Here is a 12,588-nt window from a genome sequence, read left to right on the forward strand (position 1 = left end):
GGTGCATTGTACCGTCATCCTTGGGATGTTTTCGGGGCTGCAACACTCCGGCGAGGCCCGTTCCGCGCGTATTTCCGGCATCGGAACGGGCCTCGGCGCCTCGGCGCCGTCATGGCGTCATGGCGTCACCGCGTCACCGCGAGATGCGCAGTGTCGCGAGCTGGAACGGGGCGAAGCCGAGCGCCGCGCCTTCGGCCGGCCCGGCCATGGCGCCGCCGTCCGGCGCGCCCGCCGTCTCCAGCGCCCGGGGCAGGTCGTCGGCCAGATCGTCCGCTTCCAGGACGCCGGTTTCGCGCACGAGGGCGCCGCGCAGCGCATCGCCGACGTGCAGCACGGCCGAGGCGTGGCCGCCTGCGGCCTCGTACACGCGCGCGATCACATCCCCGGAACCGTCGTCGGCCGGCTTGATCCAGTCCAGCACCACCGTGCCTTCGCGCGATTCGACGCGCACCGGCGGGTCGATGGCCGGCACGTCGCGCAGCACCGGCGCGTTGAGCGCGCAGGCCGCCTCGATCGTGCGCCCGACCGAGGCGCCGGCCACCACGGACCAGTCGAATCCGTGCCGGCCGAGATCGGTGCGCGGATCGGGGTAGACCGGGGCGCTGAGCAGCGACAGGCGGAACATCGTGCCGTCGCCCCGCCCGTCTGCGGAGCGGATCGGCGCGGCGTCGGACCCGTAGATGGACCCGTTGACCACCGCGACCGCGTACCCCTCCTCGCGCAGGCGCACGAAACGGTTCGTGCAGCTCTCGTACTTCGCCTCGTCGGAGGCGCTGTTCCCGCCGATCGGCCGCTCGACCAGACCGTACTGGCAGTCGTACTGCGCACGATCCGCCACGATGGAGACCGGCAGGTCGACCTTGAGGAAGCGCTCACACGCCCGCCAGTCGATGTCCGCATGGAAGTCGAGCCGATCGGATCCCGGGTTCAGGCCGATCGTCGTGTCGATCACGGTATCGCCGCTCACCGTGCGCACCGCGACCTTCGCGGCGCCGCCGTCCGCCGTGACGCCGACGATGCCGCCGTCCAGCGTATCGGCCATGAGCAGCGCGTCGCGTTCGATCTCCCACGCATCCCACACGGCCGGTTCGTCCCGCAGCAGTTCGTACCGACCAAGACGGGCGCCGGCCGGCACCATCTCGCGGCCGCACCGCTCGTCGACCAGCGACGACACGGTGCCGTCCGGCTCGATGACCGCCGTCAGCACGCCGTTGGCGAGACGCACGCGGCCGCCGTCGAGACGCTCCGCCGATGCGGGGGACTCCCCCGGCTCGGGACCGTCGCGGCGGGGCGCCCACGCGGCGCCGTCACGGCGGTACTGGCTGATGCGGGCCTGCTCCAGCACGTCGGCGTCGGGATGTGCCCCGCGCAGCGCGGCGCACGCCTCCTCGGCGATGGCGGCGAGCCGCGCCAGATCGCACGCATAGTCCCCGCGGGCCTCGCGGTGCACCCATGCGATGGACGAGCCGGGCAGGATGTCGTGGAACTGGTTGAGCAGCAGCGTCTTCCAGATACGGTCCATCTCCTCGCGCGGGTACGCGTAGTCCGGGTCGGCCAGCATGGCCGCGGCGCCCAGGTATTCGACCGTGCGCAGCAGGGACTCCTCCTGGCGGCAGCCGCGCTTCATGTCCTGCTGCGAGGTGAGCGTGCCGCGGTGCAGCTCAAGGTACAGCTCGCCCTGATAGACCGGCATCTCGCCGCGGGCGTTCTCCTCGATCTGGGCATGGGCCTTGGCGAAGAACGCGTCCGGCGGCTCGACGGTCACGCGGGAGACGCCTTCGAGGTTCCCGTAGCGGTGCAGGTGCTCCATCATGTCGCGCGTCGGGCCGCCGCCACCGTCGCCGAACCCGAAGAGCAGCAGCGACCGGTCGGCGAGGTCCTTGTCCTGGAAATTCCTTTCGGCATAGTCGAGCTCCTGCACCTTGCACCATGCGGCGTAGGTGTCGGAAGGCGGGAAGTGGGTGAAGATGCCCGTGCCGTCGATGCCCCGCCACATGAACGAGTGGTGCGGGAACTTGGTCGTGTCGTTCCACGAGATCTTCTGCGTGAGGAACCACTCGTAGCCGGCGCGTCGTGCGATCTGCGGCCACGCCCCGGTGTACCCGAAGCTGTCCGGCAGCCAGATGCCCCTGGGCTCCACGCCGAGGCGCTCCCTGAAATAACGGCGGCCGAAGCTGATCTGGCGGATCAGCGACTCGCCGGAGGGCAGCATGCCGTCCGCCTCGACCCACATGCCGCCGACCGGCACGAACCGGCCCTCGTCGATGCGTTCTTTCATGCGCGCGAAGATGTCGGGATGGTCCTCCTCGAGCCATGCGTACTGCTGGGCTGAGCTCATCGCGTAGGTGAAGTCCGGGTCGGCGTCCATCAGGGCGAGCGCATTGGATACCGTGCGGGCCACCTTGCGGCGTGTCTCGCGCACTGGCCACAGCCACGCCGAATCGATGTGCGCGTGGCCGACGGCGCTCACGCGCATCGCGGAGGCGTTGGCCGGCCTGGCGAGCACGCCGGCGAGCTCGGCGCGGGCCTCGCCCACGGAATCGGGGCGCTGCTCGTCGAAGGCGTTCAGCGAGCGCTGCAGCGCCTTGGCGAGCTGCCAGTAACGGGGCGTCTGCTTGTCGGCCTGCTCCATAAGCGTCGAGACGACGTCGAGATCAACCCGGTAATCCTCGTATCGGCGGTCGAATTCGGTCAGGTCGGCGGCGCGGAACACATACGGCTCCTCGCTGTTGCCGGTGGCCCGCTCGCCGAGTTCGGTCCGGACGAACGGGGGCACGCCGAGCAGCAGCGGGTTGCTGGCCGCCTCCAGATAGACGGTGAACCCTCCGTCGCTGTCCACCGGGGTCTGCGCGTTGCCGTCGGCGTCCATGAAGGGCACCCAGTAGTTGAGCGGGTGCACCGCCTTGATGGCGGTGCCGTCCGGCCGGTAGACGAGCCCTTCGATATGCCCGCCGCAGGAGTGCTCGTACCAGCCGAGGTCGAGGATCAGCTCGAGCGGCCGGCCCTGCGGCAGGCCCTCAGGCACGCGCCCGCTGATGCGGAACCATGTGGTGCCCCAGGTGGTGCCCCATTCGCCGCCGATGGCGAACGGGCGGAACTCGATGCCGCCGGCCTCGAGGCGGGAGAAGAACTCGCCGCTGGGCATCGGCTCGCCGGGGATGTCGAACGCTTCGACCCGGCAATGGGCCAGCACCGGGTGGATGCGGGGATTCACGCGCTGGCGCATGACGCGCCGGCACCGTTCGAGTTGATGCTCTGGTTTGAGGAACATTGCTGCCTTTCGTTCTCCTGTTGCCGCGCCGTGCGGCCACGTCGTTGTGCCGCCCCGGCATGGGGCGGATCGGGGATCGCCGCCTGCGAGGGCGCCGGCGCCCTTTCGGCAACGCCGGCGTCCTCTACTAAAGCGATTTAGTCATTATTGTCGATGACCGCTCCCCCGATGTCAACAGGCCCATGGCCCTCGCGTGTCACCGCCCGGCGGGGCTCGCGCCGCGTCAGCCCTTGATGCCGCCCTCTTCTACGCCCTTGAAGAAGTGGCGCTGGAAGGTCAGGAAGAAGACGATGATCGGCACGAGCGCGATGACGGTGCCCGCGGCGATCAGGCGCGGATCGGAGACGAACTGGTTCTTGAGGCGGTTGAGGCCGACCGTGAGCGTGTAGACCGAGTCGTCGCCCAGGATGATCAGCGGCCACAGGAAGTCGTTCCACGCGCCGACGAAGGCGAAGATCGCCACCACGGTCATCGTGCCCTTCACCTGCGGCAGGCAGATGTGGAGGAACCGCTGCCAGATGTTCGCCCCGTCGACCTTGCCGGCCTCCTCCAGCTCGACCGGCACGCCGGCGAAGGCGTTGGTCATCAGCAGCACGTTCATCGCGCCGCACAGGCCCGGCAGGGCCGCGCCGAGCAGCGTGTTCTGCAGACCGAGGTCCTTGACGATGATGAACTGCGAGATCAGCAGCGTCTCGCCGGGAATCAGCATCGCGGCGAAGATCAGCACGGTGACCAGCCGCTTGCAGCGGAACTTCAGGCGCGCCAGCGCATAGCCCGCCAGCGTCGAGCCGACGATGTTGCCGGTCACGCCGATCGCGGCGACCACCAGCGAGTTGGCGAAGTAGCGCAGCACGGGGATGCGGTTGAACGCCTCGACGAAGTTGGAGACCGTCGGGTCCCGGGGGATCACGTACGGCGGCACCGCATAGATGTCGTCGCCCTTGCCCTTGAACGCCAGCGTGAACTGCCAGAGCAGCGGCCCGATCAGGATGAACAGGAACAGCGCCAGCAGCAGATATCGGGCGACGCTGTTCGCCAGTTTGCTACGCATCACGGCCCGCCTTTCGTTGGATGTGGAATTCGATGGCGATCAGGCTGCCGACGATGGCGAACACCAGCATGCTGATCGCGCCGGCGTAGCCGTATCGGGCGCTGAGCCCGGTGCCGTAGTTCTTGATGAGCATCGTCATCGTCACGTCCTGTCCACCGACGCCGCCGGTGCCTCCGGTGAGCACGTATATCTCGTTGAAGACGCGGAACGCGGCCGCGCTCGACAGCAGCGTGATGAGCACCATAGTGGAGCGGCAGCCGGGCACCGTGACGTGCAGGAACCGGCGTATGACGCCGGCGCCGTCAAGTTCGGCCGCCTCGTACAGCCCGGCGTCGATGTTGGCCAGCGCGGACAGATAGATGATCATGTAGTAGCCGAGGCCGGTCCATATGGTGATGGCCATGGCGCTGAAGAGCAGCAGCCAGCGCCCGGTGAGGAACGGGATCGCCTCGCCGATCAGATGGCTCGACAGCAGCAGCGAGTTGGCCAGGCCCTTGGCGCTCAGCAGGTTGGTCCACATCAGGCCGACGATGACGCTCGACACCACGACCGGCAGGTAGAACGCCGCGCGGAAGAACGCCAGCACCCGCGAGTTGCCGGCGACCAGCGAGGCGAGGATCAGCGGCAGGAAGACCATGCACGGCACGACGCACACCACGTACACGAACGAGTTGAGCAGGCCGGTGTGCACCGACGGGTCGGACAGCATCCGCACGTAGTTGTCCAGCCCGACGAACGACCCGGGATCCGAGAACGTGGCGTCGGTGAAGGACAGCCGCACGGTGTTGGCGAAGGGGATGATCACGAACACCAGGGAAACGGTGAGGGCCGGGGCCACGAACAGCAGGCCGGCCAGACCTCGCCCCTCGCTGATGCGCGGGGAGCCGGCCGGCCCGGCCGCGGTCCCGCCCGGCGCGGACCCTTGGCCGGCGCCGCGCCGGGCGGGCGCGTCCGCCTTGCGGCGCCCGCGCCCGAACGACGGCCCGTCATGCGAGACGGATGCAGCCATTACCGCAGATCCTCATTGGCGGTCTTGACGGCCTTGTCCAGGGCCTCCTGCGCGCTCTGCTTGCCCTGGATGGCCAGCGCCACCTGCTCGCGCAGCACCGTCTTGGCGCGCTCCGAGAACGGCGCGGGCGAGGCGAACCAGTTGTCCTCGAAGATCGGCTTCGAGGCCATCACCACGGCCTGCTCCTGCATCGAATCGCCGGTCGGGCGGAACGCCGGGGAGTCGACGGCGTTCTTGGCCGAGGGGAAGGTGTGCGACTTGGTGCAGAATTCGGTCTGGTTGTCGACGTTCGTCACGAAGCGGGCGAACTTGATCGCCATGTCCTTGTGCTTGGCGTTCTTGTTCACCACCAGCGTCTCCATGGCGACGTTGCTCTTGCCGCCTTCGCCGACCATGGCCGGGACGATGGCCAGGTTCTCGTAGACCTTGGGGGCGTTCTCCTTGAAGTCCGACACGGCGTACGCCGATCCGCCGAGCGACGCGACGTCGCCCTGCTTGAAGGCGTCGCCCTCGCCGGTCCACTGGTTGTTGAGCGCGTCAGCCGACAGCGCCTTCTCGTTGTACATGTCGACGTAGTGCTGGACCATCTCGACGCCCTTGGCGTCGTTGAACGTGAACTCGGTCTGGTCCTTGTTCATCAGCTGCGCGCCGTAGCCGCCCAGCGATTCGATGGTGGGGATCGAGGCGGTCATGTTCGTGCCCGGGCAGTTGGCGCCCAGGGTCTTGGCGGCGTCGAACCACGCGTCGAGCGTTGTCGGCGGCTGGCCCACGCCGCAGCGGTCGAGCACGGCCTTGTTGTAGTACTGGACGCCCGAGTTGAGGTACCACGGGTAGGCGTAGGCGCCGCGCTCGATGTTCTTGCCGTCGAAGGTCACGGCCTTCCACGACGAGGCGGTGAACTGCCCCTCGCCGTCGGGATCGTCCTTCGACAGGTTCGCGACGACGCCGGCCTTGGCCAGCCCATAGGCGCCGTTGGGGCTCATGTCGACGATGTCGGGCAGCGTGCCGGCCGCGGCGTCGGCGTTGATCTTGTCGGTGTACCCGTCGGCCGGCTGGTCGATCCACTTGATGGTCACGCCGGGATTGTCCTTCTCGAACTTGGCGATCAGATCGTTGAAATACGGCGTGTACGTGTCGTTCTTCAGATTCCAGGTCTGGAACGAGACCTCCTGACCGGAGGACGAGGCGCCGCCGCACGCGGCCATTCCCGCGATCATCGCCATGGCGCCGGTGACGGCGAGCACTTTCCTGAATGAGACCATCGTGGCCTTCCTTTCCTTGTCGATGCGGCGGGCCCTACGCTGGGCGAAGCCGCATTCGCGCGGACAACTTGCGCGATGCGCGCCTGTTCGGTCGAACTAAATCGCTTTAGTTACCCAACGAACTAAACCGCTTTATCTAGGCGCAGATCCTATTAAACCTCGCACTCGGGCACCCGATGTTCGGGGGCATCGGGACATCAGCTCGCCATTGCGATTCACGGCGTGTTCATGCCTCGATGGCGCCGCCAATTGCCCCGAACCGCCGAGTCAGTCGCCCGCAGGCAAGCAATCGCAACGGTTTTCCGTGATGCCGACGACCCGGCAATCCCCCGATCGGCCGGATCGCCGCGCGACGGTCCCCCGCCGCCGGCCCGCTCGCCGCAGCACCGGAGCACGGCACCGGAGCATCACGCCGCCGGCGCGTCACCGCCCGTTGCCGGGCATGTCGGCCCGCGTGTCGACGACGATGGTCACCGGGCCGTCGTTGACCAGCCCGACCCGCATATGCGCGCCGAACCGCCCCTCGCGGACCGGCACTCCCCCGGACCGCAGCGCCTCGTTGAACCTGATCCACATCAGATCGGCGTGCTCGGGCTTGCCGGCCCCGACGAAGCTGGGCCGGTTGCCCTTGTGCACGTCGGCGAACAGCGTGAACTGCGAGATCGAGAGGATCTCGCCGCCGATGTCCTGAATGGAACGGTTCATTTTCCCCTGCTCGTCCTCGAATACGCGCAGGTTCAGGATCTTGTGCGCCAGCCAGGCGATCTGCTCCTCGCCGTCCTCGTCGGCGACGCCGACCAGCAGCACGAATCCCGGCCCGATCTGCCGGGGATCGAAGGTCGGGTCCAGGGTGCCCAGCTCGTTGACCACGTCCACGGACGCTTCCGATACACGTTGCAATACGACTTTCATGCCAACCAGCTTACCGTGGAGCGCGGCGGCACGGCGCTGCCGCCGCGGACAAGGCGCACGGCGGCACGGCGGCATAACGGCCGCGACAACGCGAAAGGCGCCTCCCTCACGGGAGACGCCTTTCGCGTCAGTGGAGTCGCGGGGAATTGAACCCCGGTCCGGTAACCGTACCCACAGTCTTCTACGTGCGTAGTCCGCTGGCCATGCGGCAGTTTTTCTGCCCCCATCTATATCGCAGACAACCGATGGCGGGCATATCCACAGTAAAAGTCCCCGAATCACCCTGTGGCGCAATGATCCGGGCAAGTCTTCTTAACGACGCTCAGCATCCCCCCAAAGACGAGAGGGAGTGAACGGAGCTGCTGCCCGCTGGTTAATCCTGACTAAAAATCAGGCAGCGAGAGCGAACTCAGTGCGATTAGATTTAGCACTTATTCTTTTGCCGGGGGCATCCACGAGCGGACCCGGCGTTCTCGGCACGCTTCCCTGCGACGAACAGGTCACCGTCGAAACCGATCGACCCCAATCTTGAATTATCAAGCTTCCGCTCACGCGGATATTTCAGTATATAGCACCATCCCCATAACGCAAAATCCGCGGGTGTCCAACCGGCGGCCCGCCGAATACCACCGCGCCGTTTCCCAAAGCCGCATGCCGCATGGCTCTCATCCCCGCCGATTGACATGCTGAAACAGACGTTCTGCCGATTGACATGCCGAAATACCCGAAATAGGGCTCGATTTCGCCTGTTTGAGCATGCCAATCGGCAGAACGTCTGTTTCGGCATGTCAAAAACCGCCAGGCGACGGCGGGGTGCGGCGCGGCAGGGTTGCCCCGAACCGCGCGCCTACTTGATGATGGGGCGCGACGGCGCCGACACATCCACCTGGGTCTTGTCGCCGATCACGTTGGGATCGGACAGGATCTTGTCGACGATGACCTTCTTGAGCTTGAGATCCGAGGAATCGCCCCAGATGACCACATGGGCGCCGCCGTCCAGCTCGGTGGTGATCGAATCCTGCGTGTCGGCGGTCACCTTGGTGATCGACCCGCGCGTCGCGTCCGAAAGCCCGCCGAGGATCTTCAACGCCTCCTTGATGGCGCGGTTGCCGAGGCTCTGCTCGGCGTTCTTCACGTCGATGACGGGGATGCCGTCGGTGGAGGCGTCGCCGACCTTGTTGAGCACGCGGGCCTTGCTGTCGACCGCGACCAGCGCACCGTCCGGGGATCTGAGCATGGCGGCCGGCTGCTGGGCGCGGACCGTCACGGACAGGCTGTCCGGGAACTGCTTGCTCACCGTGGCCTGCGTGACGCCGGGGATCGCCTTCAGCTGGCTCACGACGTCGTCCGAGGACACCAGGAACAGCGACTTGCCCGACTGCTTGCCGGCGATGGCGATGATGTCGCTGGTGCTGACCCATTCGTTGCCGCCCGACACCTCGATGTTCGGGGTCTCCAGGCGGAACACCGACGAGAAGAACAGGAACCAGACCACGGCGATGATCGCCGCGACCGAGGCGGTCACCGCCGCGACGCGCAGCGCGATGACGCGGGCGCTCAGCTTGCGGCGCTCCCTGAGGCGCGCATTGAAGTCCACGATCTTGGGACGGGTCGGCACGCCCAGCGCCCCGGCCGTCTCGTTGAGCGTCCTGGCGACGATGTCCTCGTCGGGCAGGCGCCGCGCGTCGACGAACCCCTCCCGGCCGCCATAGGGCGCGCCGGATCCGGCGCCGTTCGAGGCGACCGTGCGCCCGTGACCGCCGGAGCGGCCACCGGAACGTCCGCCGGACGCGCCGGCCTGATTCCCCGCGGAACGCCCCGTGGAACTTCCCGTGAAACGGCGGGTCCTGTCCGGCCGGCTCACCCGCGCCTGCGCCGCTCCGGACGGCTGCATGGCGCCCGCAGCGGCACCCGCGCCGCCCGAGGCCCTCTTGGCGCTTCTGGCACGCTGCGCGGAGCCGGCATACTCGCGGGGCTTCGCGCCGGAGCGCGGCTGCACCTTCGCGAGATCACCGGTCGCCAGACCGGCCGCATCGGCCAAGCCGGTCGATCCAGACACGCTGCGCGCACGCCGGCCGACGGCACGCGGCTTGCCGTCCGGCTGCGCCGCATCCGCGTCGTGCGAGCTGATGATCCGCCGTCCCATCAGCGCCCGTCCGCCACCCGGTGGGCTTCGAGCGCGTGCAGCAGCACCTCGTCCATCTGGGTGATGTCGCCGGCTCCGACGGTGAAGATCACGTCGCCGCGGTGCGCGCGCATAGCCAGCATCTGGGCCGCCACCTGCATGTCGTCGACCGCGGCGATCCAGTGTCCGGCCGGGTCGTGGGCGATCCCGGCCGCGGCATCGACGATGGTGTGCGGGCCGACGTCGGGGAAATCGGCCTGGGTCTCGCGGGCCGGGAAGATGCCGGACACGATCACGTCATCGGCCTTGGCCAGCGCCTGCGCGAATTCCGCCGCGAAGAACTTGGTGCGGGAGAACAGGTGCGGCTGGAACAGCACGCGGATCGTCGCGTTCGGGTAGCGGCGGCGGGCGGCGTCCAGCAGGGCCGCGATCTCGGTCGGATGGTGGGCGTAGTCGTCCACCACGCTCACGCCGGCGACCTCGCCGCGGATCTGGAAGCGGCGGGAGGCTCCGAGGAACCCGCCGACCGCCTCGGCGGCCCGTTCGGGGGCCATGCCAAGCAGCATCGCCGCAATGATCGCGGCGGTTGCGTTGCGCGCGTTGTGCACGCCGGGAACCTTCAGGCTCACCGGCAGGTGCAGGTCGCCGGCCGCACCGGACGCACCGGCGCCACCCGAGCGCAGCACCGCGCCCGGCAGGTCGACGACGAAGCGCTCGGCGCCGCTGCCCGACGACTCGCTCTCAGATTCGATATGCACGAACGCCGCCCCGTTGAGGTCGCCGATCAGATCGGCCGGCCGCGTGGCGTACGCGATCACCTTCGCCGACGTCTCCGGGCCGAGCCGGCGCAGCACGGACAGTGCGCCCTCGTCGTCGGCGCACAGGATCACATGGCCGCGCGCGTGGCCGGCGTGCTCGACGAACGCGGCGTGGTAGTTGTCCTCGGTGCCGTAGTGGTCCAGGTGGTCGGCCTCGGCGTTGGTGATGATGGCGATGTCGGGATGGTACTTCTCGAAGCTGCCGTCCGACTCGTCGGCCTCGGCCACCAGCACGTCGCCGCGCCCGGCGTGGCCGCCGTCCAGGGTGCCGCCGTCCGGCGCCTGGATGGAGCCGCCGATCGCGTAGCTCGGGTCGGCGAGCGCGCCTTCGCCGGCGTGCACGAGGATATGGGCGAGCATCGAGCTGGTGGTGGTCTTGCCGTGCGCCCCGGCCACGGTCACCGCCCGCTTGGACGCCATGAGCAGCGCGAGGATGTCGCTGCGGTGCACGATACGCGCCCCGGCGGCATGCGCCGCCACGATCTCGGGGTTGGAGGCCTTGATGGCGCTGGAGAACACCACCGTGCGCGCGCCGGCCACGTTCTCGGCCCGCTGCCCGAACTGCACGCGGATGCCGAGCGACTCCAGCCGGTCGGTTTTGGCGCTGCGTTCGCGGTCGGAACCATCCACGTCGACGCCTTGCTCATGCAGCATCTCGGCGAGCACGCTCATGCCGGCGCCGCCGATGCCGATGAAATGGGTGCGGCCCAGATCAGCCACCGTCTGGCCCTCCGCGAACGTGGCCTTGGTCGGATCGAGCACGATCGCTTCGGTATGGTTCAGTTCATTCACCGATGTTCTCCTTGACTATCGTCCGGACGCTCACGCGCGGCCGGGCCCCTCTCCATTATGGACGGCCGATCGCCGCGCCGCGGGCGATGGTCCACACCCGCGCACGGCGACGCCGCACGATCATCGCGCCAGTTCCAGCACCTTGCCGGCCATGACGTCGGCCGCGTCGCGGATGCCGTAGCCCCATGCCTTCTCGCCGAACTGGCGCAGGCGGATCGGGTCGTCGAGCAATCCGGGCACGCGCCCCTCCACCCACGCCGAGGTGAAGTCGCGGTCGCGCACCATCATGCCGCCGCCCGCCTCGACGACGGGCTGGGCGTTGAAGCGCTGCTCGCCGTTGCCGATCGGCAGCGGCACGTAGATGGCCGGCAGGCCGAGGGCCGCCAGCTCCGAAACCGACCCGGCGCCGGCGCGGCAGATCACGAGCGCCGCGCAGGCGAACGCCAGGTCGATGCGCTCCAGATACTCGGCGACGTGGTAGTCGCCGCCGGACGCCTCATCGAACAGGCCGCTCAGCGCCTGCTCCCCCGCCGAGGCCGCGACCATGGACCGCACCTCGTCGATCTTGCCCCTGCCGGTCAGGTGGATGACCTGCGCACGCTTCAGGATCTCGCCGGCCGCGCCGGCCATGGCGCGGTTGAGGCTCTGCGCGCCCAGCGATCCTCCGGTCACCAGAACCACCGGCCGATTGGCGTCGACGCCCAGCTTGGCGGCCGCCTCGTCGCGCACGGCGACGCGGTCGGCGGAGAAACGCGAGCACAGTTCGGCGATGGCCGGGCGCAGCGGCAGGCCGACGCGTTCGATCGCGGCGCCATCGCGCGCTTTCAGCCCGGTGTTATCGTATGCGGTGCCGATGTAGTCGGCCCAGCGCGCGCCGAGCTTGTTGGCCATGCCGGCCTTCGCGTTCTGCTCGTGGATCGCGATCGGGATGCCCATCCGGTGCGCGGCCGCATACGCGGGCGCCGAGGCGTATCCGCCGAAGCCGACGATCACGTCCGCCTGGCGGGAGGCGAGGATGCCGCGCACCTTGGCCGTCTCGCGCTTCCACTTCGCCGGGAACTGCAGCGCGTAGAGATTGGGCCGGCGCGGGAACGGCACCTTGTCGATGGTGTCCAGCTCATAGCCGGCCTGCGGCACCAGATCATGCTCCAGACCGACCTCGGTGCCGATGACGCTGACCTGCGCCTGCGGCTCGATGCGCCGGATGGCCGAGGCCACCGCCAGCAGCGGATTGACATGGCCGGCGGTGCCTCCGCCGGCGAGAACGACATGGGGGGCTTGTGTACTCATATTCTCCGAGCTTAGACCACGGGCGCAACCTCGCCCGTACAAGGATCGAATGGTTTTC

Annotated in this window: 8 protein-coding genes and 1 other RNA gene; all 9 read right to left on the reverse strand. The window is 68.4% G+C overall.

What is annotated here, in order from left to right; genetic code table 11:
• Positions 1-133: 133 nt before the first annotated feature.
• Positions 134-3,271, reverse strand: a complete 3,138-nt coding sequence (locus tag BBSC_RS08960; RefSeq protein ID WP_033518986.1) for an alpha-mannosidase — start codon at positions 3,269-3,271, stop codon at positions 134-136.
• A 223-nt stretch (positions 3,272-3,494) separates the two neighbouring features.
• Positions 3,495-4,322, reverse strand: coding sequence for a carbohydrate ABC transporter permease (locus BBSC_RS08965; protein WP_033518987.1), 828 nt, complete (start codon positions 4,320-4,322; stop codon positions 3,495-3,497).
• Complete coding sequence (locus BBSC_RS08970; protein WP_046725995.1) at positions 4,315-5,331, reverse strand: carbohydrate ABC transporter permease; 1,017 nt, start codon at positions 5,329-5,331, stop codon at positions 4,315-4,317. The genes BBSC_RS08965 and BBSC_RS08970 overlap by 8 nt, the downstream gene beginning before the upstream one ends.
• A complete protein-coding gene (locus BBSC_RS08975) occupies positions 5,331-6,593 on the reverse strand; it encodes an ABC transporter substrate-binding protein (protein WP_033518805.1) in 1,263 nt (420 codons plus the stop codon). Before BBSC_RS08975 ends, BBSC_RS08970 begins: the two co-directional genes overlap by 1 nt.
• Before the next feature lie 423 nt (positions 6,594-7,016).
• On the reverse strand, positions 7,017-7,505 hold the full coding sequence (gene dtd / locus BBSC_RS08980; RefSeq protein WP_033518803.1) for a D-aminoacyl-tRNA deacylase: 489 nt from the start codon (positions 7,503-7,505) through the stop codon (positions 7,017-7,019).
• Between the two features lie 128 nt (positions 7,506-7,633).
• Positions 7,634-8,029: a transfer-messenger RNA gene (gene ssrA / locus BBSC_RS13045) on the reverse strand.
• A gap of 323 nt (positions 8,030-8,352) precedes the next feature.
• Positions 8,353-9,651: a cell division protein FtsQ/DivIB gene (locus BBSC_RS13370; RefSeq protein ID WP_081892998.1), complete on the reverse strand. Its 1,299-nt coding sequence runs from the start codon at positions 9,649-9,651 to the stop codon at positions 8,353-8,355.
• Entirely contained in the window at positions 9,651-11,240 is a 1,590-nt protein-coding gene (gene murC, locus BBSC_RS08990; RefSeq protein ID WP_033518802.1) for a UDP-N-acetylmuramate--L-alanine ligase, read from the reverse strand. Before murC ends, BBSC_RS13370 begins: the two co-directional genes overlap by 1 nt.
• Positions 11,241-11,360: 120 nt before the next feature.
• Entirely contained in the window at positions 11,361-12,530 is a 1,170-nt protein-coding gene (locus BBSC_RS08995) for a UDP-N-acetylglucosamine--N-acetylmuramyl-(pentapeptide) pyrophosphoryl-undecaprenol N-acetylglucosamine transferase (protein ID WP_033518801.1), read from the reverse strand.
• Positions 12,531-12,588 lie beyond the last annotated feature (58 nt).

It is taken from the genome of Bifidobacterium scardovii JCM 12489 = DSM 13734, from assembly GCF_001042635.1.
In the GTDB taxonomy this organism is placed as follows: Bacteria; Actinomycetota; Actinomycetes; order Actinomycetales; family Bifidobacteriaceae; genus Bifidobacterium; species Bifidobacterium scardovii.